The organism is Campylobacter sp. CFSAN093259 (assembly GCF_012889985.1).
Lineage (GTDB): Bacteria > Campylobacterota > Campylobacteria > Campylobacterales > Campylobacteraceae > Campylobacter_D > Campylobacter_D jejuni.
Genome location: NZ_CP040617.1, coordinates 152,756 through 176,768, shown reverse-complemented (window position 1 = coordinate 176,768; position 24,013 = coordinate 152,756). Strand labels below are relative to the sequence as shown.

30 protein-coding genes and 1 tRNA gene are annotated in these 24,013 nt (G+C 29.0%); 24 read left to right on the top strand and 7 right to left on the bottom strand.

Annotation, left to right across the window (positions count from 1 at the left end; all coding sequences use genetic code 11):
* Window positions 1-4 precede the first annotated feature (4 nt).
* Both FBF20_RS00880 and FBF20_RS00875 read right to left on the bottom strand, forming a co-directional pair.
* Entirely contained in the window at window positions 5-2,272 is a 2,268-nt protein-coding gene (locus FBF20_RS00880) for a TonB-dependent receptor (RefSeq protein ID WP_002890651.1), read from the bottom strand.
* Entirely contained in the window at window positions 2,269-3,120 is an 852-nt protein-coding gene (locus FBF20_RS00875) for a ChaN family lipoprotein (RefSeq protein WP_002851704.1), read from the bottom strand. Before FBF20_RS00875 ends, FBF20_RS00880 begins: the two co-directional genes overlap by 4 nt.
* A 221-nt stretch (window positions 3,121-3,341) precedes the next feature.
* On the opposite strand from FBF20_RS00875, the gene FBF20_RS00870 reads away from it, so the two are divergent.
* The 5 genes from FBF20_RS00870 to FBF20_RS00850 are packed head-to-tail and all read left to right on the top strand — an operon-like array spanning window position 3,342 to window position 8,229.
* Window positions 3,342-3,473: a lipoprotein gene (locus tag FBF20_RS00870; protein ID WP_002859376.1), complete on the top strand. Its 132-nt coding sequence runs from the start codon at window positions 3,342-3,344 to the stop codon at window positions 3,471-3,473.
* Entirely contained in the window at window positions 3,470-4,474 is a 1,005-nt protein-coding gene (locus tag FBF20_RS00865; RefSeq protein ID WP_002857563.1) for a Fe(3+) ABC transporter substrate-binding protein, read from the top strand. Before FBF20_RS00870 ends, FBF20_RS00865 begins: the two co-directional genes overlap by 4 nt.
* Window positions 4,474-6,090 carry an iron ABC transporter permease gene (locus FBF20_RS00860; protein WP_002852018.1) on the top strand — a complete coding sequence of 539 codons (1,617 nt, stop codon included), beginning with the start codon at window positions 4,474-4,476 and terminating at the stop codon, window positions 6,088-6,090. The genes FBF20_RS00865 and FBF20_RS00860 overlap by 1 nt, the downstream gene beginning before the upstream one ends.
* Window positions 6,074-6,982, top strand: coding sequence for an ABC transporter ATP-binding protein (locus tag FBF20_RS00855; RefSeq protein ID WP_010891842.1), 909 nt, complete (start codon window positions 6,074-6,076; stop codon window positions 6,980-6,982). The genes FBF20_RS00860 and FBF20_RS00855 overlap by 17 nt, the downstream gene beginning before the upstream one ends.
* Before the next feature lie 41 nt (window positions 6,983-7,023).
* Window positions 7,024-8,229: a saccharopine dehydrogenase family protein gene (locus tag FBF20_RS00850; RefSeq protein WP_002852026.1), complete on the top strand. Its 1,206-nt coding sequence runs from the start codon at window positions 7,024-7,026 to the stop codon at window positions 8,227-8,229.
* 12 nt (window positions 8,230-8,241) lie between these two features.
* On the opposite strand, the gene FBF20_RS08845 is transcribed toward FBF20_RS00850, so the two are convergent.
* The 3 genes from FBF20_RS08845 to sodB form a co-directional block, all read right to left on the bottom strand.
* The gene (locus tag FBF20_RS08845; RefSeq protein WP_002851711.1) at window positions 8,242-8,604 is read right to left on the bottom strand and encodes a hypothetical protein; all 363 of its coding nucleotides are present in this window, start codon (window positions 8,602-8,604) and stop codon (window positions 8,242-8,244) included.
* A gap of 125 nt (window positions 8,605-8,729) precedes the next feature.
* Window positions 8,730-8,933, bottom strand: coding sequence for a hypothetical protein (locus FBF20_RS08840; protein ID WP_002851823.1), 204 nt, complete (start codon window positions 8,931-8,933; stop codon window positions 8,730-8,732).
* Between the two features lie 68 nt (window positions 8,934-9,001).
* The gene (gene sodB / locus FBF20_RS00840; protein ID WP_002917632.1) at window positions 9,002-9,664 is read right to left on the bottom strand and encodes a superoxide dismutase [Fe]; all 663 of its coding nucleotides are present in this window, start codon (window positions 9,662-9,664) and stop codon (window positions 9,002-9,004) included.
* A gap of 267 nt (window positions 9,665-9,931) precedes the next feature.
* Between sodB and FBF20_RS00835 the strand changes: the two genes are divergently transcribed.
* Window positions 9,932-10,114: a hypothetical protein gene (locus FBF20_RS00835; RefSeq protein ID WP_002851904.1), complete on the top strand. Its 183-nt coding sequence runs from the start codon at window positions 9,932-9,934 to the stop codon at window positions 10,112-10,114.
* 135 nt (window positions 10,115-10,249) lie between these two features.
* Here FBF20_RS00835 and FBF20_RS00830 read toward each other — a convergent pair.
* Window positions 10,250-10,324 (bottom strand) — tRNA-Glu (locus FBF20_RS00830).
* A 147-nt stretch (window positions 10,325-10,471) separates the two neighbouring features.
* Between FBF20_RS00830 and FBF20_RS00825 the strand changes: the two genes are divergently transcribed.
* Entirely contained in the window at window positions 10,472-11,035 is a 564-nt protein-coding gene (locus FBF20_RS00825; RefSeq protein ID WP_002857544.1) for a manganese efflux pump MntP family protein, read from the top strand.
* On the opposite strand, the gene miaA is transcribed toward FBF20_RS00825, so the two are convergent.
* Window positions 11,021-11,890, bottom strand: a complete 870-nt coding sequence (gene miaA, locus FBF20_RS00820; RefSeq protein WP_002851982.1) for a tRNA (adenosine(37)-N6)-dimethylallyltransferase MiaA — start codon at window positions 11,888-11,890, stop codon at window positions 11,021-11,023. The genes FBF20_RS00825 and miaA overlap by 15 nt on opposite strands.
* Before the next feature lie 70 nt (window positions 11,891-11,960).
* On the opposite strand from miaA, the gene mqnP reads away from it, so the two are divergent.
* From mqnP to FBF20_RS00735, 17 genes are all read left to right on the top strand, one after another.
* Window positions 11,961-12,845 carry a menaquinone biosynthesis prenyltransferase MqnP gene (mqnP, locus tag FBF20_RS00815; protein WP_002851905.1) on the top strand — a complete coding sequence of 295 codons (885 nt, stop codon included), beginning with the start codon at window positions 11,961-11,963 and terminating at the stop codon, window positions 12,843-12,845.
* Window positions 12,836-13,333 carry a hypothetical protein gene (locus tag FBF20_RS00810; RefSeq protein WP_002851641.1) on the top strand — a complete coding sequence of 166 codons (498 nt, stop codon included), beginning with the start codon at window positions 12,836-12,838 and terminating at the stop codon, window positions 13,331-13,333. The genes mqnP and FBF20_RS00810 overlap by 10 nt, the downstream gene beginning before the upstream one ends.
* Window positions 13,330-13,845, top strand: a complete 516-nt coding sequence (locus tag FBF20_RS00805; protein ID WP_002851715.1) for a hypothetical protein — start codon at window positions 13,330-13,332, stop codon at window positions 13,843-13,845. The genes FBF20_RS00810 and FBF20_RS00805 overlap by 4 nt, the downstream gene beginning before the upstream one ends.
* Window positions 13,846-13,857: 12 nt before the next feature.
* Window positions 13,858-14,820: a GTP 3',8-cyclase MoaA gene (moaA, locus tag FBF20_RS00800; protein WP_002868437.1), complete on the top strand. Its 963-nt coding sequence runs from the start codon at window positions 13,858-13,860 to the stop codon at window positions 14,818-14,820.
* A 2-nt stretch (window positions 14,821-14,822) separates the two neighbouring features.
* On the top strand, window positions 14,823-15,566 hold the full coding sequence (locus FBF20_RS00795; RefSeq protein WP_002851883.1) for a 7-carboxy-7-deazaguanine synthase QueE: 744 nt from the start codon (window positions 14,823-14,825) through the stop codon (window positions 15,564-15,566).
* The gene (locus FBF20_RS00790; RefSeq protein WP_002858675.1) at window positions 15,563-16,144 is read left to right on the top strand and encodes a 6-carboxytetrahydropterin synthase; all 582 of its coding nucleotides are present in this window, start codon (window positions 15,563-15,565) and stop codon (window positions 16,142-16,144) included. Before FBF20_RS00795 ends, FBF20_RS00790 begins: the two co-directional genes overlap by 4 nt.
* Window positions 16,144-16,569: a cytochrome c gene (locus FBF20_RS00785; protein WP_002851842.1), complete on the top strand. Its 426-nt coding sequence runs from the start codon at window positions 16,144-16,146 to the stop codon at window positions 16,567-16,569. The genes FBF20_RS00790 and FBF20_RS00785 overlap by 1 nt, the downstream gene beginning before the upstream one ends.
* Window positions 16,569-16,976 carry a membrane protein gene (locus FBF20_RS00780; protein WP_002851635.1) on the top strand — a complete coding sequence of 136 codons (408 nt, stop codon included), beginning with the start codon at window positions 16,569-16,571 and terminating at the stop codon, window positions 16,974-16,976. Before FBF20_RS00785 ends, FBF20_RS00780 begins: the two co-directional genes overlap by 1 nt.
* 1 nt (window position 16,977) lies before the next feature.
* Window positions 16,978-17,634 (top strand): 16S rRNA (uracil(1498)-N(3))-methyltransferase, encoded by a 657-nt coding sequence (locus FBF20_RS00775; RefSeq protein WP_002904280.1) that lies wholly within the window; start codon window positions 16,978-16,980, stop codon window positions 17,632-17,634.
* 78 nt (window positions 17,635-17,712) lie between these two features.
* The gene (gene rpmE / locus FBF20_RS00770; RefSeq protein ID WP_002851603.1) at window positions 17,713-17,913 is read left to right on the top strand and encodes a 50S ribosomal protein L31; all 201 of its coding nucleotides are present in this window, start codon (window positions 17,713-17,715) and stop codon (window positions 17,911-17,913) included.
* Between the two features lie 2 nt (window positions 17,914-17,915).
* A complete protein-coding gene (rsmI, locus tag FBF20_RS00765; protein ID WP_002904278.1) occupies window positions 17,916-18,740 on the top strand; it encodes a 16S rRNA (cytidine(1402)-2'-O)-methyltransferase in 825 nt (274 codons plus the stop codon).
* A gap of 13 nt (window positions 18,741-18,753) precedes the next feature.
* Window positions 18,754-19,437 (top strand): 23S rRNA (guanosine(2251)-2'-O)-methyltransferase RlmB, encoded by a 684-nt coding sequence (rlmB, locus tag FBF20_RS00760; RefSeq protein WP_002854186.1) that lies wholly within the window; start codon window positions 18,754-18,756, stop codon window positions 19,435-19,437.
* Window positions 19,430-20,368, top strand: a complete 939-nt coding sequence (locus tag FBF20_RS00755) for a membrane protein (RefSeq protein ID WP_002917409.1) — start codon at window positions 19,430-19,432, stop codon at window positions 20,366-20,368. Before rlmB ends, FBF20_RS00755 begins: the two co-directional genes overlap by 8 nt.
* The gene (locus FBF20_RS00750) at window positions 20,362-21,168 is read left to right on the top strand and encodes a hypothetical protein (protein ID WP_002917408.1); all 807 of its coding nucleotides are present in this window, start codon (window positions 20,362-20,364) and stop codon (window positions 21,166-21,168) included. Before FBF20_RS00755 ends, FBF20_RS00750 begins: the two co-directional genes overlap by 7 nt.
* Window positions 21,169-21,179: 11 nt before the next feature.
* On the top strand, window positions 21,180-22,382 hold the full coding sequence (locus tag FBF20_RS00745) for an LL-diaminopimelate aminotransferase (RefSeq protein ID WP_002917407.1): 1,203 nt from the start codon (window positions 21,180-21,182) through the stop codon (window positions 22,380-22,382).
* Window positions 22,383-22,385: 3 nt separating this feature from the next.
* Window positions 22,386-23,633, top strand: coding sequence for a homoserine dehydrogenase (locus FBF20_RS00740; protein WP_002878951.1), 1,248 nt, complete (start codon window positions 22,386-22,388; stop codon window positions 23,631-23,633).
* Window positions 23,633-23,971 carry a YraN family protein gene (locus FBF20_RS00735; protein WP_002851874.1) on the top strand — a complete coding sequence of 113 codons (339 nt, stop codon included), beginning with the start codon at window positions 23,633-23,635 and terminating at the stop codon, window positions 23,969-23,971. The genes FBF20_RS00740 and FBF20_RS00735 overlap by 1 nt, the downstream gene beginning before the upstream one ends.
* Window positions 23,972-24,013: the final 42 nt, after the last annotated feature.

Below are 24,013 nucleotides of genomic sequence, written 5' to 3'. Positions count from 1 at the left end.
TTCCTTAATATTTATATTCAAAACTTACTATAAAAGTACGACCGCGAGCAGAATTGCTAAAAAGATAGATAGGATCACCTGCTCCATTATATTGAAGCTGATTATCTAAGGAATTATAAGCATTTAAGGCATCCATGTAGTTTTTATCAAATAAATTTTGCACCTCTGCTCTCATTGTGAGGTTTTTAAACCATTCTATATTCCAATATAAATCTACTATAATAGGAATTTTTGGTAAGTCTTGTGTGGTTGGTTTAGGATAATAAGGATTGTTTGGATCCTTATTCCAATCATCTGTATTTGGATTTACCCTTTTTGCTTTGCCTGTGTATTTTGCTATACCACCAAAGCTTATTTTATCATTTAACCTAAAGCCAAGCTCTACATTTGCATAATCTTTTGGAAGCTCCATGATTTTACTTGCCGAAAAAGAGCCAAGAAGAGGTCCTGAAGTTTGAGAAATAGTCGAACTTGTATCTTGTCTTGAATACATAGCTTTAGCATAAGCAAAACCCAAGTCATAGCTTAATTCTAACTCCACACCCTTAAATATGGTATCATCAGCTGAATTTAAGTGCATATAAAATTGCGAGCTTGGAGGATCTTTACTTGGATCTTCAAGATAAAATTGTTCATTATAAATATAATCTTTTATTTTTGTATGATAATACACGGCTTTAAAACCAAAGCGATCATCATCTTTTAAAAGTCCATGTTTAAAAGAATTAAAACCTATTTGCCAAGTATTGGCTTGTTCTGGTTTTAAGAAAGAATTGATACCATTGCCTTCGTTATTTGAGAAAAACATTTCTTGCACATTAGGGGCTCTATTTGTTCTCGCAAAACTTACAAAGGGTGTAAAAAGCTCGTGTATGGCAGCTGAAAGCATGACAGAAGCATTCAGGCGAAGTCCATTTTTATCTATATCTGTCGCCGCTTTTGGAAAACACATAAAATTTACTTCATCGCAAGCAGGTCTGTGTCCTTTGATATTCCAATCTAAAAGATTCACATTGGTATCAAGTGTAAAGATACCATAATTTAGACTATTATCAAGATAATAAGTAAAAAGATTTTGTTTTCCACGAGGCTGAAAAGGTATAGAATTTACTCCTTGAATTGATGTATTTAAGGTATTTTTATAATCATTAAGCAAAATATTTGCTCCAAAGCGTATGTTTAGATTAAATCTATGCCATTCACCCTCTAAAGTATCACTTATATCAAAAGTAGTGGCAGTATTTTTTGCCTTTGTGTTAGCTATGGCATCGTTTGCCGCAAAAGTAAATTTTGATCCATAGGTTTGTATGCCTTGATTGTAGGCAATAAGCGTATTTACATTAAGCCACTCATTAGGGTTGTGCCAAAAATCAAGTTGATAATTGTCATTGTGTATTTTTCTACCGGCAAGTTCGTTTTGATATCTACGATAAGAAAATATAGTGTTTGTAAAAGAATTTGGGACATATTCGAGTTTAAAAAGTTGAGAGTTTGGTTTTTGGGTTAAAAAATCTGGATCAAAAGGAGCGATATTGGTATCAGCTATACCATCTCCATCAGTATCAACCATACTACTACCTATCTTGCCACCCCCGCCTACAGTGTAATTTTGAGTAATTCTCTTTGCGCTATAACCAAAAAGCGCGCCCACATATCCATTATTTTCAAGTTCAGTCTTTCCAGCCACTGCACTCATATAACTTGGTCCGATTCCATTGCTTCCATAAGAAAATCGTCCTAAAAATCCAAAGATATTGCCATCATGTACAATATCATTTATACCTATGGTCTTAAAATTTGCTGATCCCATCAAGGCATTTGCTCCACCTACTCCTTCAAAAGTTCCCCTTGTAACATCAACTCCGATTAAGAAATTTGTATCAATAACAGCTCCAAAAGCTGAAGTTCCCGTTTGTGAATGAAATCTAGCTGGATCATCTGATGCACTACCATAAAAAGTTTGAGTAACACCGTCAATCATGGTATTAACACGCCCAAAACCACTCATACCACGAATATTTACTTGAACTGTGCCTTGAGCTTGATCTGTGTTTGTGTAGGTTCCAGGTATACTACGCACTATAGAATCTATACTTTGTGTATCTGAACCTATACCCTCTCTTGTGCTTGTTGCCCCAGGAGTTACAAAAGGTTTTTCATCGTTTTTGATTTTTGAACCTGAAATTTCAAGACTATCAAATTCTAATTCTTCAGAAAAAGCAAAACTAGCAAAACATAAACCTACAGCACAAAATAAACTTAATTTTTTCATTCCTCCCCCTTATAAATCAAAACATAATCACTGTCTTTTAAATCTATTTCTCCATAGCTTAAATTCACTACAACTATTTTTTTACTGCTTTTAAAATCTTGTATATGTAAAGGAATTCCTATTTTTTTACTTGTATGATAGCTTCCAGCTAGCAATAAAACTTTATTTACATGATGAACCAATACATCAGCCATACGCCTGTCTTTGAATTGTTGAATTTCCACCAATTTATCTAGTAATTCTTTATTTTCTTCAGGATTTAGCTTATGGCTTAAGGATATAATGTCAAAAAGTTGTTTTTTTACTTCATTTGTGGTTGAAACATAACCCTTTAAGGGCTGAGCCCCATTATAAATGCTTGTAATTTCTGAGCGTGAAAGATTTGCACCTAATATTTTTGACTTTGAATAAAAAACCACATTGACAAATTGCTCATAATCTTTCCATTTCCAGACCTTATCCCAATTTAATGCATTAGTAAGTTCATTGGCTTTAATGGTTTTTTTATTTTTAAAAGCTTTATCTAAGTGATTTTGCTCTGTGCTTGCTAACATTTCTAAAGCTACATCAAAGTTTATATTTTGAGAACTTAAATTTCCTTCTAAGGCATTAAAAATCATAACTTGACTTATCTTATGTTTAACCTCATCGTGTTTTTCGCCAAGCAGTATCACATCTGCTTTTAGCAATTCTAAAATCATATCTTCAAAAGAAATCTTTTTTTGAGTATGCGTATCAAGTATATAAAAATCTTTATTTTCTTGAAGTGGAGATGATTTTTGCAAAACAGCACAAGCGCTCAACATAAAGCTTATAAATAGAATGCTTAAAATAGTATAAAATTTCATTATTATTGTTACTTTCTTAGTGGTTTATTTTTGATATTGAATATTAATATTTTATATATAAAAATACTATTAAATATTTATATTAAAATTTAATTATTTATAATTATTATCAAAATTTATTATAATAAAATGAAAATATTTATCAGTTATAAAATTATTAAGTTACTTTATATTTACTTTTTAATATTAATATTTCTTATCAAAATATCTAAAAGGAATTAATGTCTATGAAAAAAATAATTTTATTTTTACTATGCGTTGGCTTTGCTTTTGCTTGCTCTGAACATTCTCATACCGATTTTAAAGATCTTAATAAAACCGAGTATAATTCTCAATTAAAGGATAAAATATGAAAAAAATCTTCTTTATGTTTTTAACAGCTGTTTCATTTTTAGGTGCTAGTGAGCTTAATATTTACTCAGCAAGACATTATAATGCTGATTTTGAAATCATAAAAAAATTCGAAGAAAAAACAGGTATTAAGGTCAATCATACTCAAGCCAAAGCTTCAGAACTTATTAAAAGACTTTCTCTTGAAGGAAGTAATTCTCCTGCTGATATTTTCATCACAGCTGATATTTCAAATCTTACAGAAGCTAAGAATTTAGGACTTTTATCCCCTGTTTCATCAAAATATTTAGAAGAATTTATACCCGCTCATTTAAGAGATAAGGATAAAGAATGGTTTGCGATTACAAAAAGAGCAAGAATTATTGCTTACAACAAAAACACAAATATCGATATTAGCAAAATGAAAAATTATGAAGATTTAGCAAAAGCTGAATTTAAAGGAGAAATTGTTATGAGAAGTGCTACAGCTCCTTATAGCAAAACTCTTTTAGCATCTATTATAGCTAATGACGGAAATAAAGAGGCTAAAGCATGGGCTAAAGGTGTGCTTGAAAATCTTGCGACAAATCCAAAGGGTGGGGATAGAGATCAAGCCAGACAAGTATTTGCAGGCGAAGCTAAATTTGCAGTTATGAATACTTATTATATAGGGCTTTTAAAGAATTCTAAAAATCCAAAAGATGTAGAAGTGGGGAATTCTTTGGGTATTATTTTTCCTAATCAAGACAATAGAGGAACGCATATTAACATTAGCGGTATTGCTATGACAAAATCAAGTAAAAATCAAGATGCGGCTAAAAAATTTATGGAATTTATGTTAAGTCCTGAAATTCAAAAAATTCTTACTGATAGTAATTATGAATTTCCTATAAGAAATGATGTAGAATTAAGCCAAACGGTAAAAGATTTTGGAACTTTCAAAGAAGATCAAATCCCTGTGAGTAAGATAGCAGAAAATATTAAAGAAGCGGTTAAAATTTACGATGAAGTCGGTTTTAGATAATGTATAAAACCTTAAAATACTATAAACTCGGGGCAATTTTACTTGCCCTTTTTCTTGCTTTACCTATTTTTGGTATTTTTGCTGAACTTTTTTATATTTTATTTCAAAATTTTAATACAAGTGATTTAACCCAATTTTCATCTATTAAAGAAAATTTGAGTCATTTTTTTGATTATTTATTTTTAAAATTCATCAAAGATACTTTTATAATTAGCATGGGAGTATTGTGTTTAAGCTTGATTTTGGGTGTGAGTTCTGCTTATTTGATTGCAAATTATGATTTTTATTTCTGTAAAATTTTAGAAAAATTACTCATTTTACCCTTAGCCATACCTGCTTATATTTTAGCCTTTGTTTATGTGGGAATTATGGATTTTCAAGGATTTTTTCACGAAAATTTTGGCTTTAGGATAGATTTTTTCAATCATTATGGTGTTATTTTTGTTTTGGCTATTTCTTTATATCCTTATATTTATTTATTTGCTAAAACAGCTTTTAAAAGTGAAGCTAAAGAGGCTTATGAAGTAGCTAAAATCATGAAATATTCTGAATTTAGAATTTTTACACGCGTGGCACTTTTGAGTGCAAGACCTGCCATTTTTTCTGGAGCTTTATTGGTTTTAATGGAAACTTTGAGTGATTATGGTGCAAGTGCTTATTTGGGAGTGGATACTTTTTCGGCTGGAATTTTTAAACTCTGGTATGATTTGAATGATTCTTATTCTTCTAGTGTTTTATCGGGTATTTTAATGCTTTTTGTATTTTTGATTATGTATGTGGATTATTATTATAAAAATAAACATCATTATAGTTTTAATCAAAATTTAGCTCTTTTTATCAAAAAAAGAAAATTAAATCCTATTAAACAAATTCTATCCTGTATTTATTGTTTTATGATTGCTTTTGTAGGTTTTATTTTACCTTTTATTTGGCTAGTTTATTGGGGGCTAAAAGATCATAAGCTTTTTGAATCGCAATTTTATATTATCAGTTTTCAAACTATAATCTTAGCTTTAATCACTGCTTTAATTACCACTTTTTTAGCTTATTTTTTGATGTTTAGCTCTAGGATAGTTAAAAATCATTTTTTTAATTTATTTATTTTAAAAATAAGTTCTTTGGGTTATTCTATACCTGCTGCTGCTTTAGGGATTAGCATTATAGTGCTTTTTGTATTTTTGGATAAATTTTTTCACATGAGTTTATTGGGAAATTCTTTACTTGTTCTTGTTTTTGCTTATATAATTCGTTTTTTAGCGAGTGCAATTTATTCTTTAGAGGGAGGATATAATAAAATTCATCTAAACATTGATGAAGCAAGTTTAAATTTAAGAACGAGTTATTTTATTTTATTTTTTAAAATTCACACACCTTTAATGAAACATTTTTTATTTTTGGCTTTTATTATTGTTTTTATTGATACGATTAAAGAACTTCCTTTAAGTAGAATTTTAGCGCCTTTTGGCTTTGAAACTTTAAGTGTTAAAGCTTTCTGGTTTGCAAGTGATGAAAGAATTTATGATGCAGCTTTGCCTTCCTTGTTTATCGTTTTTCTTTCTTTAATGGTTGTTGTTTGGATGGATAAAATCACAAGGAAAGATGATGTTAGAAATTAAAAATTTATCTAAAAATTTTGGAAAAATACAAGCTTTAGAAAATATCAATCTTCATGTCAAAGAAGGAGAATTTTTAAGCATTTTAGGAGGTAGTGGAAGCGGAAAAAGCACGCTTTTAAGGATTATTGCTAAGCTTGAACAAGCTAGTTCTTATGATTTGTTTTCTTGCAAAGGTGAAGTGGCTTTGATGTTTCAAAATTATGCTTTATTTCCTCATTTAAATGTTGAGAAAAACATACTTTTTGCACTTTATGATAAAAAAGATAAAAATCAAATTTTAAATCATTTGCTTAAAACTTTTGAAATTGAAGATTTAAGATATAAAAAAATCGATGAAATTTCAGGAGGACAAGCGCAAAGAGTGGCTTTTGCTAGAGCTATGGCAAGAGGATGTAAGCTTTTGCTTTTAGATGAACCTTTTTCTAATTTGGATCAAAATTTAAAACAGGATTTAAGAAGAGAATTGAAAAAAATGATAGAAAATCAAGGCATTACGGCTATTATGGTAACTCATGATATTGAAGATGCTTATTGTATGTCTGATCAAATCGCTTTTTTAGAAAAAGGAAAAATTTTAGCTCATGCAAATCCTAAAGAGCTTTATTTTAAACCTGATTTTAAAAGTGCACAAATTTTACCTGATTTAAATATCATAGAAGAAAAACTTGATTTAGAAGATGAATTTTTTGCTTGGATAGCTTCAAAAAATTATATTTTTGGTTATGCAGAGCTTAAAATAGGAAATCGCTTTGAGGCTAAAATTTTACAAAAAGAATTTTTAGGGGCTTTTTGTAGGCTAAAATTACTTTATAAAAATATAATTTTTTTTATTTTGGTGAGCTCAAGTTATGATTTAGAAGAGAAAATAAGTTTTGATATTATCAATTTTTAGTTTAAATTTGATAAAATCAAAAAAATTTTTGAAGGATAGGAATGAAAAATCTTTTAATCATAGGCGCAGGTGGGGTAAGTCGTGTGGCTACTGTAAAATGCGCAATGAATTCTGATACTTTTAGTAAAATCACTTTAGCTAGTAGAACAAAAAGCAAATGTGATGAAATCGCTGCTTTTATCAAAGAGCGTTTAGGGGTTCAAATTGAAACGGCGCAAATTGATGCTGATGATAGCAATGCAGTTGTAGAACTTATCAAGAAAACAGAAGCACAAATTTTACTCAATGTGGCTTTGCCTTATCAAGATTTGAGTTTAATGGATGCTTGTATAAAAGCAGGGATTGATTATATAGATACGGCAAATTATGAACATCCTGATTTAGCTAAATTTGAATACAAAGAGCAATGGGCGAGAAATGATGAGTTTAAACAAGCAGGAATTTTAGGACTTTTAGGAAGTGGATTTGATCCTGGTGTAACTAATGTTTTTTGTGCTTATGCACAGCAAAATTTATTTGATGAAATTTCTTATATAGATATTTTAGATTGCAATGCAGGTGATCATGGCTATGCTTTTGCGACGAATTTTAACCCTGAAATCAATCTGCGTGAGGTTTCTGCTAAAGGGCGTTATTGGGAAAATGGCAAGTGGATAGAAACGCAGCCTATGGAAATAAAAATGGAGTGGGATTATCCAGAAGTAGGAGTGAAAGATAGCTATTTGCTTTATCATGAAGAACTTGAAAGCTTGGTAAAAAATATCAAAGGTTTAAAAAGAATACGCTTTTTTATGACTTTTGGACAAAGTTATTTAACTCACATGAAATGTCTTGAAAATGTTGGAATGCTAGGGATTAAACCTGTGATACACCAAGGTAAAGAAATCATTCCTATAGAATTTTTAAAAACCTTGCTTCCTGATCCTGCAAGTTTAGGACCACGCACTAAAGGTTATACCAATATAGGTTGCGTGATTCGTGGTAAAAAAGATGGAAAAGACAAACAAGTTTATATTTATAATGTTTGCAATCATGAAGAATGTTACAAAGAAACTGGCGCGCAAGCTGTGAGCTATACTACAGGTGTTCCTGCTATGATAGGTACGAAATTAATCGCTAAAGGAATTTGGCAAGGAAAAGGCGTGTTTAATATGGAAGAATTTGACGCTAAGCCTTTTATGGAAGAGCTGAATTCTCAAGGACTTCCTTGGAAGATTATCGAAATGACTCCAAGCTTAGGAGAGTAAGTGCTAGAGCACTTACTTTTGTCCTATATAAATAAAGTGCTCCACACTGCCTTCAAAATTATACAGATTAATTAATTCATAATCTCCCCAAAATAAAGGTTTAAAAGGTTTAAAATCTTCTTTTAATTCTTCTATGTCTTTAGTAAAGCGTATATATGAAGAACCACTCAATCTACCACTTGGACATCCTTTTACTTCACGCAAGCTATTATCCATAAGTTCTCCTCTTTCATACATACTATAGCCTTTATCGCTCATCATGGTTGCAAATATAATAGCTCCTTCATTGCATAGTTCATAAAATTCTTGCACAGCTTCTTTAAAAGCTTGTTTTGTAAGATAATATAAGCTTTGATTTGCAAATATAAAATCCATTTTTGTATTGAAGAGTTTTTTAAAGCTAGAATTAGGAGATATGATGTGAAAATTTTTAGAATCTAAGCAAGGATCTTTTTCCCAAACTTTTTTTAAACTAGGAACTATATCAATGCCATAAGGCTCTATACCCCCCCCCCGGTTATATTTTTAAAATACTTAGAATGCACTCCATTTCCACAACCAAAATCAAGTAATTTTCCACTTGTTTTGCTTAGTTTGTATTTTAAGATTCTCTCGTAAAATCTTATAACATGACCATCAGGATATTGAAGTCCATAACCTTCTTTGTCATATTTTTGAGTATATGCAGATAAAGAATTATCCATTTTTGCCCCTTTTTGTGTAGAATGTTGACTTAATGTCAAAATCCATTCTAGCACAAAAAGGATTAAAGTTATTTTACAGGGTGAAGTTCATTTGCATAAAAGCTAACTGATCCCATGCCTTCTTTTAAAGCCCATTCGTAAGCTTTTGCAACAAATTCCCAGTTAATATGAGCATAGAATTTTTCTAAATAAGCAGGGCGTGCATTGCGATGATCTACATAATAAGCATGTTCCCAAACATCTACAACAAGTAAAGGAACTTTATCTTCAGTAATTGGTGTAGCTGCGTTTGAAGTACCTACAAATTCTAGTTTTTGATTTTTAGTATTATAAACTAACCAAAACCATCCTGAACCAAAAACTCCTGTAGCGCCTTTGATAAATTCAGCTTTGAAATTTTCTAAAGATCCAAATTCTTTTTCTAGTGCCGCTTGTAAATTAGCATCTATACTTTGACATGAACCGCCACAGCCACAGCCTGTACTTGGCTTAATGCAATCAAAATAAAAATCATGATTATAAACTTGAGCTGCGTTATTAAATACGCCCCCATTTGAAGTTTTGATAATACTTACAAGATCTTTACCTACAAATTCAGTATCTTTAATAAGATTATTTAGATTTGTAACATAAGTATTGTGATGTTTTCCATGATGATAGCTAAAAGTTTCAGCACTCAAAAAATCACCAAAAGCATTGGTATCATAAGGTAATTTTCTTAATTCAAACATAATTTCTCCTTTATTTTTAGTTTGATATTGAAAATATTACCATAATAATATTAAAAAGAGTAAAAATATCTTAAAAGCTTAGTGGGTAAAATTTCTATTTATTTAACCTAAATAAAATAAGATACATTTATAATATATTTTAATAATAATTTAAATATATATAAAAAATTATATTTTTTTGAAATATTTTTACAAAAAATATCTATTTGTTGATTTTTAATAATTACAATTAATTTGCAACTAAAAATTATTCATAAGGAGGAAAATATGAAAAAAGTTGTACTAATCTCGGCATTACTAGGTGCTTTCGCAGCTAATGTTTTTGCAGCTAATACTCCAAGCGATGTAAATCAAACACATACAAAAGCTCATCATTCAAAAGCTAAAGCTGATAAAAAACATGAAGCTAAAACTCACAAAAAAACAAAAGAGCAAACACCAGCTCAATAATGCCCAGCCTTGATATAAGTCTATAATAGACTTATATCAAAAGCTATTCGTATTCTACAAAATAAATTATTAATATTTATTAAATTTCAATAGAAAAAATGAAAAAATTGTTATTTTAAAAGAAAAATTAAAAAGTGGTGACCCATACGAGACTCGAACTCGTGTTACCGCCGTGAAAGGGCGATGTCCTAACCGCTAGACGAATGGGCCACTTTTAAGGAGTAAAAAATAAAAATGAAATTGAATTATATATATTTATTTCTTAAAATTTAATTAAATATATCAAAATTATGTGATTTTTATCTTTGTTTGATTATAATTTCATCTTCAATTTTTTATAAAATTTTAGGATTTATTATGGATTTTTATAGTCTTATTTTTTTATCCTGTGCTTTAGGAATGGATGCTTTTGCTGTATCACTATGCAAAGGTTTTAGTGTTAAAAAACTACATTTAAAACATTATCTTATTGTTGGAATTTATTTTGGTGGATTTCAAGCTTTGATGCCAACTATTGGTTATTTTATAGGCATAACTTTTGCATCTTTTATTGCGAGTATTGATCATTGGATAGCTTTTATTTTACTTTCTTTAATAGGATTAAAAATGATCAAAGAGTCATTGGAAAATGAAAATTGCGATAGTAATGCCAATCAATTTGGCTTTAAAACCATGCTAGCTTTAGCAATTGCTACGAGTATCGATGCACTAGCAGTTGGTGTGAGTTTTGCATTTTTAAATGTAAATTTATTATTAGCTATATTTTTAATAGGTATTATCACCTTCATTTTATGTATCATTGCTCTAAAAACAGGGAATAAATTTGGAATTTATCTTAAAAATAAAGCTGAACTTTTAGGCGGATTGGTTTTAATTATACTAGGAGTAAAAATTCTAATAGAACATTTATTTTTCGATTGAAAATTTCATTCTTAAAGTAGCTAAAGCTTTATCAAATTCCAAGGCTTTACTTTGAAATTTTTTATTAAAAGTTCTTTGTCTTTTGGCAAGTTGTGTAGTATGTATCGTGATTAAATTTTCAAGCTCTTTAAAGGAAATTTCTCCATCTAAATATTCTTTACACTCTTTCAAACCTATAGAATTTAATGCTTTAAGTTTATGATCAAATTTAGAAAAAAGAATTTTTGCTTCATCTAAAAGTCCATTATCAAGCATTTCTTTTGTTCTAGTTTTAATACGTTTTTTTAAAATTTCTTTATCCCACGCAAGCTCATAAATTTCTATATCTTTAAGCACCCCAGTTTTTTGTGTTCTTTTTAAAAATTCACTAGGAATTTCTCTTGTTTGTTCATAAATACCCAGCCATTTTTTTAATCTATAAGTATCATTTTTTTCTATTTTATAGTTTGGATCAATATTTAATAAAAGAGCATAAATTTCATCGTTATTTAAAGAACTCTTTGACTCTAAGGTTTTTTCACTTAAACCATCTATCATAGTTTTTAAATAAAATCCAGTTCCACCTACTATAATTAGAGGTAAATTTCTAGCTAAAGCAAATTCTTTTGCTTTTTGATATTCTCTTATGAATAACTCAACATTAAAATGTTCATTCACGCTCAATAAATTTACCCCAAAGTATTTTATACTCGCAAGATCATCTTGTGAAGGCTTGGCACTTGCTATATTAATCTCTTTATAAACACAAAGACTATCAAGACTTAAAACAACAGCATTAAATTCTCTTGCTAAAGTATTGGCTATGTATGTTTTTCCACTCGCGGTTGTTCCTATTAATGCTATTTCAAAAAACATTTTAATATTTATCCTAAAATTTATAAAAATTTTAGTAAAATCATAGCAAAAAATATTTTAAAGTAGAAAAATGAACACATTCTGGATAAAATTTAAAGATATTTTAGAACTTGTAGTATTTAAGCATTCTATTTTTGCTTTGCCTTTTTTATTTTCCTCTATGATTGTAGCATCAAAACTTGCAAATGACACTGCTTGGTTTGGTTTTAAGGCGTTGATTTTAGGCATTATTTGTGCAGTAAGTGCAAGAAATTTTGCCATGGCTACAAATCGTTTAATGGATGAAGATATAGATAAGGATAATCCTCGTTGTGCAAATCGCCCTAATGTCAGTGGAAAAATAGGTAGAAAAAGCGTATGGATTTTTATCATTATTAATGCACTTATTTTTATATCATGTTCTTATTTTATTAATACCTTGGCCTTTTATTTGTCTTTTCCTGTGCTTTTGGTATTGGCTATTTATTCAGCTTTTAAGCGCTTTAGTTCTTTAGCACATTTAGTTTTAGGATTTTGTTTAGGACTTGCGCCTATTGCAGGAAGTGTTATAATTATGGGTGAAATTCACATTTATAGCGTTATTTTATGTTTAGGTGTAACTTTTTGGACAGCTGGGTTTGATCTGCTTTATTCTTTACAAGATATGGAGTATGATAAAAAAATAGGACTTCACTCTATTCCTGCTAAATTTGGTTCAAAGGCTACTTTATTTATATCATCTTTTTGCCATATTTTAGCGGTATTATTTTGGCTTCTTTTTGTGTGGGAAGTTTGGGGTGTAGCACTTGGAAAAATAGCACTTATTGGGGTAATTATAAGCGGTATTATTTTAGCCTTGGAACATAAAATTGTTCATAAGAATTTTGCTCATATTGATAGAGCATTTTTTACTCTAAATGGTTATTTAAGTATTATCTTTTTTATTTTTATTTGGATTGATTTATTATGGAATTAGCACTTTTTAAAGCAGGATTTGAAGCTCATTTAGAATGTTGTGAAATAGAAAATAACCGTTTTCTTGGAGAATACCTAAAACTTGGAGCAATTTCTCAAATTTTAAAATGGAAAAAACTTGCTTTACGCATTGATTTTGACGAGGGTGAAAAAATTATTTTTGATCTTCTTTTAAGTCTAAAAGAAGATATTTTAAGACTTGAAAATTCTTTAGATAAAAATAAAGAACTTATACCACTTAAGCAAAAAGGGGTAATAGAATCTTTAAATTTTGAGTATCTAAATTTTTTGGATACTATTTTAGAAGAAGATAAAGAATATTATTTAAGATTTGATTTAAATAATCAAAAAATAGCTATTTTTATCAAAGCTCAAAGTCAAACATTGGCAAAAATTATCAAAATTAAGCCTGAAGACAAAATGGCTTTTGATGCTTTTGTTGTTGAAATCCAAAGAAATATGATAAGAAATAAGAAAGGCCAAGAATGAGTGATGATGTACTTTATTTAGTTTTTATAATTGTGCTTTTAATTGCAATGCTAGCCTACATGAATATCAAAGAAAGAGAAAATAATGCAAAAATAGCAAAACTTCAAAATGTGATAGAAGATATTACCAAAGAACTTCATTATTTTCGTAAAGAATTAGGAGTTAAAGATGATAGCGAAGAGGATGAAGACTATAAAACCTCTCTTTTAAAAGAAGAAATTATGATTGAACTTGATAAACAAATCAGTTCAAAAATCACTCCTGTTTTAAGAACACTAAAAACTATGGAACATATCATAGAAGATTTTCAAAATGAACAACAAAATCGTCTTTTAAATTTGGAACAAAAAGCACAAAGCATGGCTAAACTTACACCAAATTACGATACAGAAGAACAAAAAATAGAAAATCTTTTCAAAGAAGGAAAAAGCATAGAACAAATCGCTAAAGATTTACGCATTGGCACTGGAAATGTAGAACTTGTCTTAAAATTTAAGAAATTAATAAAATAGAATGGAAAATAAATGCTTATAGATCAATTCGGTAGAAAGATAAATTATCTTAGAATTTCAGTTACACAAAGATGTAACTTTCGCTGCCTTTATTGTATGCCAAAAATTCCTTTCGATTATCAGCCAAAAGAAAATTTATTAAGCTTTGAAGAACTTTTTTTATTTGTTAAAGCAGCTATAGACGAAGGAATTGAAAAAATCCGTATAACAGGTGGGGAACCTTTATTAAGAAAAGATTTAAGTATTTTTATAAAAATGATTAGCGATTATAAAAGCGATATTGACCTTGCTATAACTACAAATGGATTTTTACTAAAAGACTTTGCTAAAGACCTAAAAAATGCTGGACTTAAACGACTTAATATTTCACTTGATACCCTAGATCACAAAAAAGCAAAAACTCTTGCGCAAAAAGATGTATTAGATAGTGTTTTATCTGGAATTGATGAAGCTTTAAATCTAGATTTGAAAGTAAAACTTAATACTGTAGCTCTTAAAAATTTAAACGATGATGAACTGATATCTCTTTTGGAATTTGCAAAATCAAAAAAAGCTCAAATTCGCTTTATAGAATTTATGGAAAATACTCATGCTTATGGTAAATTACAAGGATTAAAAAGAGATGAAATTATACAAATTTTGAGTCAAAAATATCAAATTCAACTTATAAAAAAAGATGAAAAAGCACCTGTGAGTATTTACAAGGCAGATGATTATGAATTTGGAATTATAGATCCTCATAGCCATGAATTTTGCGATTCTTGCAATCGCATACGCTTAAGTGCTGAAGGCTTGTTAATACCTTGCCTTTATTTTGATGAAGCATTAAGCATAAAAGAAGCGGTTCGAAAAGGTGATATTAAAGCCGCTGTAGAAATATTACAAGAAGTATTAAGAAATAAACCAGAAAAAAATAAATGGAGTGTTGTTGATAATGAAACCTCATCTCGTGCTTTTTATCAAACTGGAGGTTAATTTTGCAACTTGTTGAAAGTTTCTTAAGCATTCAAGGAGAAGGCAAATATAATGGAAAATTAGCTATTTTTATGCGTTTTGCTGGTTGCAATTTCAACTGTTTAGGTTTTAATGTAAAAATATCAAAAAACGATAAAACTCTCATTGGATGTGACACGATAAGAGCTGTTTTCACAAAAGATTTTAAAGAAAGTTATGAAACTTTAAATGCTAATGAACTTTTAAAAAGAGTGATAAAATTAAAAAAAGACTTTGATCCTATAGTTGTTATCACAGGTGGAGAGCCATTAATCCATTATGAAAATCCTGAATTTATAGAATTTATCCAAATGTTATTAAAAAATAAATTCGAAATACACTTTGAAAGCAATGGAAGCATAGAAATTGATTTTGATAGATATCCTTTTTACAAAGAATGTATTTTTGCTTTAAGCGTTAAACTCCAAAATAGTGGGATAAAAAAAGATAAACGATTAAATTTTAAAGCTTTAAAAGCATTTAAAAATTACGCAAAAGATAGTTTTTATAAATTTGTTTTAGATGCCAATACTCTTGATAATTCATTTTTAGAAATCAATGAAATTCTAAAAGAAGCTCCAAATCAAATTTTTTGTATGCCTATGGGTGAAAATGAGCAAAACCTTAAAAAAAATGCTCAAAAAATTGCTGAATTTTGTATTAAGAATGGTTATAATTATTCTGATAGAATTCATATTCGTCTTTGGAACGATAAAGAGGGTGTATGATTATAAGAAAATTATTTGAATTTGAAAACGCACACATTGTTAGATTTTGTTCTTCTAAGCGTTGCAAAAGTAGCATTCATGGACATTCTTACAAAGTTGAAGTTTTACTTGAAAGCAAATATTTAGATAATGCTGGAATGGTCTATGATTTTGGACTTTTAAAAACCTATATACGCCAAATTATTGATAGTTTTGATCATGCTATCACTCTTTTTAAATATGATGACGCAAAATATTTAGAAGAAATGAAAAAATATTCAAGTCGTTGGATTTGCCTGCCTGTTAATGTAAGTGCTGAAAATTTTTGTCGTGTATTTTTCATACTTATAGATGCTTTATTAAAACAAACAAAAATGGTAAATGGAGAACAAGGAGTGACTTTACAAAGCATCATTGTTCATGAAACAAGAACAGGCTATGCACAAGGTTTTAGAGAAGATGCCTATAGTGAGCTAATGCCAAAAATTTCACTTCAAGACATAGAATTTTCCAATGGCATTAAAGCAGAATGGAATGATATAGATTTTTATAACAAATTAAAAAATGAAGAAATTTTTATAAATCCAAAGGAGATTTAATGCAAAAAGCTAAAATTTTAATTGCCTTAAGTTTTTTTTTATTAGTTTTATCTGCCTGTTCTAATGATGAAAAAAATATTTCCAAGACTCAAAATACAGATCAAGAAGTAGTCCAAATAGAACAAAACGATGAAAAAACAGAATTAAGTGACTCCAACCTGCCTTTACCTGTAGATGATGAAGCACAAAGTTCAAATGATGAACATGAAGTCAATCCTAGTATTATCAACTCTTTATATAAACAAAAATGCGCCACTTGTCATGGAGAAAAAGGGGAATTAAAACCTAAAAACAGCACGGCCATTAAAACCTTGAGCAATAAAATTTTTATACAAAAAATAAAAACGATAAAAGATAAAAACCATAGTTTTTTAAGTGATGAACAAATTCAAAATTTAGCTGATTTTATAAACAAAGGAAAATAATGGATCAAAGTTACGAATTCTTTTTAGCTTTACATCTTTATAGTCTTTATGCGAGCGGTTTTTTAATGCTTTTTTATCTTATACTAACACAAGGAAATTTTAAAACCGAATTCATTTTTATTCGCAGAATACGATTATTTTTACCAATTTATTATTTATTTTTAGCTTTGATTATTTTTACAGGTTGTTTGTTATCAGCAATGAAACAATTTCAAATGAATGTCAATATCTGGGTAATGATTTTTTCTTGGATCTTAATTTTTGCCTTAGCAATTTTTCACTTTGTTTGTTTTAAAAAAGCAAGAAGATTTAGAAAATATGCCACTTTTAGATGGATTAGTTGTTTGATTTTACCTTTTGAAATTTTTTTATTGTTTTTGCCTTTTTTAATAGAAAGATATCTATAAAATGCAATTTTTGTATAACAAGCAAGCTGGAGAAGAGTTTATACAACTTCAAGGTGAAAACTTTAACCATTTAAAAGTAAGAAGAGTAAAGGAAAATTCGGAGCTAAATCTTAGAAATTTACAAGATAATTTTCTTTACAACTATACAATCACAAATTTAACAAGAAATTCTTGCACTTTAAAATTTTTAAACAAAAAATCACAAAATATAAAACAAAGTGAATTAAACTTAGCCTTAGCCATTATAGATATTAAAATTTTAGAAAAAACTCTACCTTTCTTAAATGAACTTGGAGTAAAAAAGTTACATTTGGTTTTTACAAATTTTTCACAAAGAAATTTTAAAATCGATTTAGAAAGATTTGAAAAAATCATTATTTCTTCTTGTGAACAATGCGGTAGAAATACTAAAATGGATTTAATTATCCACCAAAGCACTCAAGAATTTGTTCAAAAATTTCCAAATGCAATTATGGTTGATTTTCAAGGAGAACAACAAAGTCATTTCAATGAAAAAGAATTGTATTTTATAGGTCCTGAAGGTGGATTTAACAATGATGAGAGATTATTGTTTAACCGAAAAATCTCTCTTAAAAGCTCTAATATTCTAAAAAGTCAAACAGCTATCATAGCTATAGCTTCAAAAATTTTGCTTTAACTTTTCTTAAATTAATCTCTTTTTTATGTTAAATAATTTATAATCACGGCTTATTGTTTTAATTTTTAAGGAAAACTAATGAAAAAAGAAATTCACCCAGAATATGTAGAATGCAAAGTAAGTTGTGCTTGTGGAAATACTTTTACAACAAAGTCAAACAAAGCAGAATTAAGAGTAGATATTTGTTCAAATTGCCATCCTTTTTTTACAGGCAGTGAAAAAATTGTAGATGCTGCAGGTCGTGTAGAGAAATTTAAGAAAAAATACGCAATGCAATAATTATGCTTTATTTTATTCCTACTCCCATAGGAAATTTAAGCGATATTTCTTTTAGAGCCTTAGAACTTTTAAAGACTTGCGATCTTGTGTTTTGTGAAGATACAAGAGTAAGTAAGTCTTTGATTTCGTTATTAAATATCAAATTTCACACTGATATACATATTTCTAAATTTATAGCCTTACACTCCCATAATGAAAAAGAAGTTTTAGCGAGTATTGATTTAAAGATATTTGAAAAAAATGTAGTTTATTTAAGCGATGCAGGAATGCCAGGGATTAGTGATCCTGGCAAGACTTTGGTAGAATTTGCACAAGAAAATAATATCGCCTATGAAATTTTACCAGGTGCAAATGCAGCCTTAGTTGCTCTTGTAAGCTCAGCATTTTGTCAAAAAGAATTTATCTTTATTGGTTTTTTAGCAAATAAAGGCAAAGAAAGACAAAAAGATATAGAAAAAATTTTAAACTTTCCTTATCCAAGTATTATTTACGAATCCCCCAAGCGTATTTTATCTTTAGTAGAACAGATTATGATTCTAGACAGCCAAAGAGAAATTTTTTTGATTAAAGAAATCAGTAAAAAATTTGAAAAAAAATTTAAAGGCAATGCTAAAGAGCTTTTTGAAATTTTAAAAAAGTCTAATTTAAACGGTGAATGGGTTGTAGTACTGCAATCAAAAGAACAAAATTTTTTGCAAAATACTCTTTGTGAAAAAGATATTATGGATTTAGAGCTGCCTTTAAAAGCAAAAGCAAAATTATTATCAAAGATCAATGGAAAAAATGCAAAAGAAATTTATCAAAAACTGCTTTTAAGTCAAGATTAGGTAAAATTTTAATATGATAGTTTATGGGAAGCAAATATTTTTTTATATTTTAGAATATCATAAAGACTGTATCAATGAGCTTTATTTAGCAAAAGAATGTGATAAAATTACTTTTTCCAAAATCGCAAAATCAGGTTTTAAAATCAAAAAACTTGATTTTAAAACTGCTCAAGCTTATGCGAAAGGTGGCAATCATCAAGGTTTTTTGCTAGATATTAAAGAAAGTTCTTTTGCGAATTTAAATGAGATCAAAAAAAATGATTTTATTGTTATGCTTTATGGAATTAGCGATGTAGGAAATATAGGGGCTATCACGCGTACAGCTTATGCTTTAGGGGTTGGGGCTTTAATTTTTATTGGTGAAAAATTAGCCATGGAAGGAGTAATTCGCACAAGCAGCGGAGCGGCTCTTGATTTACCTATTGCAATAAGCAACGATGCTTTAAGTGTAATAAACGAACTAAAACAAGTAGGTTTTTATTTTTATGCGAGCGATGGCTCGGGAAAAGAAATTCACAGTGTAAAAATAAGCAATGGTAAAAAAGTTTTAGTTTTGGGTAGTGAGGGTTTTGGTTTAAGCTCTAAAATTATAAAAAAATGCGATGAATGTGTAGGCATTGCGATGAAAAATAATTTTGATAGTCTTAATGTCAGCGCTGCTTTTGCAATACTTTGTGATAGGATGTTAAATGCTTAATTGGAAAAAAATACAAGAATTAAATTTAAAAGAAGTTGCAGCAAAAACGCAAATTGAACTTGATTTTCTTGAAGCTTTAGTAGAAAAGAATTTTGCTGTTTTAAGTCGTTTTAATGTTAAAGGTTTTGTTAAAATTTTAAGCAGAGAATACGAACTCGACTTTAGTGATTTTAACGAAGAGTATGAAGCTTATCTTAACGAAAACAATCCTACTCCACAAACAAAATCAAAAATGATAACCCCAAAACTAGATGCTTATAGTCAAAAATCCTCTAACGCTTGGCCTTTTTTGATTGTTCTTATTGTTTTAGTGATTATAGGAAGCGGAATTTATTATTTTGATACACTTAAAACTTTTTTCAAAGATGAACAAAATAATACTAGTGCAACAGTTATAGACATAATAGGACAAGCACAAGAAAATTTAAAATCTTTAAGTGGAAACAATGTTGTTGTTATAGACAACAATAAAGCACAAGAAACAAATCAAACAGAGAGCGTTTTACCAAGCCAAAACACCTCATTACAAGAAAATGATAAAAACATAAGCATAGAAAATAATATCAGTGAAAATAACACAACTCTACTCGATGAAGAAAAAAATACCCAAATCCAAGAAGACACAAATACACTAAAAACTGATTCTTTAAAAGAAGCACATTTTAAAACCTCTACCAAGATTTGGATAGGTTTAATAGATTTAAAAAGTCTTAAAAAAACAAGCTTTGTTAAAGAAAAAGATTTTAATATTTCTTTAAATAAAGATCAGTTAATTTTAACAGGGGCTGCAGCTTTAACAATGTTTGATCAAGAAAATAAAGAACAAAAATTTCCTGCAGGAATTTCAAAACGTTTCTTGATTAAAGATGGAAAAATTACAAGTATTTCAGCTGCTGAATTTGTAAAATTAAATAAAGGTAAAGAATGGTAAAAAAAATTATTATTCTTACTTTTTGGGTTAATATATCTTTTGCAATCTCAAGTCTTGAATTAGCAAAAAATTTAGTAAACAATCCTAGTAAAAATTCTCAACTAGAATTATTATTTTCAAATAATTCTTACATAGATAATAATGGAAATTGTGATATTGCAAAAATATCTCAAATATTAAAAACCAATTCTTTAATTGCCTTAACACTATCAAATCCTCAAAGTCTAAGACTAAATTTTAAAGCAAAAGCTGATGAAGTTATGTTTTTTAAAATTTTATCCGATGTTTTAACAGATGCCGGATATATATATTTTATCCCTACAGATTTGATTTTAAGAGAAGGAAATATTGACTATACCATACAAGTAGAATCTCAATATGTTTTAGATCCTGGAACGCTTTACAATCTCTTAAAAGAAAATTCTGTCTATATAGATAATATTAAGCGCATTGGGGCATATGACTATGAATATGATTTAAATTTTTCCAATGCTGTATTAAAAACCAATACAAATGTTAATTTAAATACTCCAAAATCATTAGAAAAACCCCTTAAAGACTATGTGCTTGATTTAAAAAATGCTACAAATTTGATTATTGATGCAAATGATTTAGACAATTGGTTTCCTAAAATCTTCTTTTTAGATAAAAATCTGAATCTAATTAAAGCAGTAAAAAGCGAAAATAAAAATAATCATTTTTCAGAACTTATTCCAAATGGTGCTATATATGCTATTGTAAGCGATATGTATAGTTTAGATAATATACGCAGGGGTTTAAAAATCACACTTAAAAAATAAAGGATTAAGAAATGTTTGATGAAATCCGTTTTAATACCATAGAAAGACTTCCAAATTATGTTTTCGCAGAAGTAAATGCGATAAAAATGGCAGCAAGACGTGCTGGAGAGGATATCATCGACTTTTCAATGGGAAATCCCGATGGTAAAACTCCACAACACATTATAGATAAACTTTGTGAAAGTGCTAACAAAGATAAAACCTCGAGATATTCTACATCCATGGGGATTTATAAACTTCGCTTAGCAATTTGTAATTGGTATAAAAGAAAATATAATGTCAATTTAGATCCTGAAAATGAAGTTGTAGCTACTATGGGTTCAAAAGAGGGTTTTGTAAATCTTGCAAGAGCGATTATAAATCCTGGAGATGTTGCTATCGTGCCAACTCCTGCTTATCCTATACATACTCAAGCTTTTATTATAGCAGGAGGTAATGTAGCAAAAATGCCTTTAGCTTATAATGAAAAATTTGAGCTTGATGAAAATCAATTTTTTGAAAATTTACATAAAACTTTAAATGAAAGCATCCCACGCCCAAAATATGTCGTTGTTAATTTCCCGCATAATCCAACAACAGTAACTTGTGAGAAAAGTTTTTATGAAAGATTGATAGCAACGGCAAAAAAAGAAAGATTTTATATTATTTCAGATATTGCTTATGCAGATTTAACTTATGATGACTATAAAACTCCTTCTATTTTGGAAATTGAAGGCGCAAAAGATGTAGCGGTAGAAACTTACACTCTTTCAAAATCTTACAATATGGCAGGCTGGCGCGTGGGTTTTGTAGTAGGAAATAAACGCTTAGTCAGTGCGCTTAAAAAAATAAAATCTTGGTTTGATTATGGTATGTACACACCTATTCAAGTAGCAGCTACCATAGCTTTAGATGGAGATCAAACTTGTGTAGATGAAATCCGTGCAACTTATGATAAAAGAATGCACATTTTACTTGAAGCTTTTGAAAATGCAGGCTGGAAACTTCAAAAACCAAGAGCAAGTATGTTTGTTTGGGCAAAACTCCCTGAAAGCAAAAGACATTTAAAAAGTTTAGAATTTTCAAAGCAACTTTTACAACGCGCTAGTGTTGCAGTAAGTCCTGGGGTAGGTTTTGGCGAAGCAGGTGATGAGTATGTAAGAATTGCTTTAATTGAAAATGAAAATCGCATACGCCAAGCTGCACGCAATATCAAAAAATATTTAAAAGAGTAAGTTATGAAAGTAGCGATTCTTGGTTATGGCACTGTTGGAAGTGCGGTGGTTAAATTTCTTTTAGAAAATGATAAACTTATTCGTGCAAGATGTGGGCAAAGCATAACTCCTGTGATCGCTCTTGCTAGAAGTCCTAAAAAAAATGCTTTAATTCCAATTACTCATAGCGTTGCAGAAATTTTAAATGCTGATGTAGATGTTTTTGTAGAATTAATGGGTGGGGTGGATGAAGCTTTTAAAATAGTGAGTGAAATTTTAAAAAAGAAAAAAGCTGTTGTTACTGCAAATAAAGCTATGCTTGCTTATCATCGTTATGAACTTGAAAATTTAGCTAAAAATTTAGCTTTTGGTTATGAAGCAAGTGTGGCTGGAGGAATTCCTATTATCAAGGTTTTAAAAGAAGGTTTAAGTGCAAATAATATTTTGGCTATAAAAGGGATTTTAAATGGTACGAGTAATTATATTTTAAGTTCTATGAGTCAAAAAAATATGAGTTTTAAACAAGCCTTACAAATAGCTCAAAATTTAGGTTATGCAGAAGCTGATCCAACTTTTGACATAGAAGGACAAGATGCAGCTCACAAACTGCTTGTTTTATCAAGTATCGCTTATAATCTTAAAGCTAAACCTGAAGATATTTTGATCGAGGGTATTAGCGAAATTGCGCCTGAAGATATGTATTTTGCTAATGAGTTTGAATTTACCATAAAACTTTTAGGTATAGCTAAGGTGCGTGAAAATAAAGTAGAATTAAGAGTGCATCCCACTATGATAGATAAAGAAAAAATGCTTGCAAAAGTTGATGGAGTGATGAATGCTATAAGCATTAATGGAGATTTGCTGGGTGAAAGTTTGTATTATGGAGCAGGAGCAGGAGGAGAGGCTACTGCAAGTGCTGTGATTTCAGATCTTATGGATATAGCAAGAGATCAGGTAAAAGCACCAATGCTTGGTTTTGTGAATACTTTAGAATACAAGCTTTTAAGCAAAGATGAAATTTATACAAAATATTATTTAAGGGTGAAAGTTGAAGATAAAATAGGAGTTTTATCTAAAATCACACAATTGATGAGTGAAAATAATATTTCTATCGATAGTTTTTTACAAAAACCTAAAAAAAATGATGAAAATTACAGTACTTTGTTTTTTACTACACATTTAACTTATGAAAAAAGCATACAAAATTTGCTTGAAATTTTACGCAAACAAGATTTTATAAAAACCAAGCCTTTTATGATGCGTATAGAATAATGGGTGTAAAAGCTTATTTAGATGGAATTTTAGGGGAAGATAAAGCTTGTAAATTTTTAAAAAAACAGGGCTTTGAAATTTTAAAAAGAAATTTCCATTCTAAATTTGGAGAAATCGATATAATAGCCAAAAAAGATGAAATTTTACATTTTATAGAAGTTAAATTTACTCAAAATGATTATGAAGTTTCCGAGCGTTTGGATAGAAAAAAACTTGAAAAAATTTTAAAAACTATAGAATTTTATCATCTTAAAAATGGGATTTCATCGGATTTTCAGATTGATCTGATTTGCATTAAAAATGATGTGATACAATTTTGCGAAAATATAAGTTTTTAAGCTGATATTTAAAAAAATAAAATACAATTAGACAAAAATTAA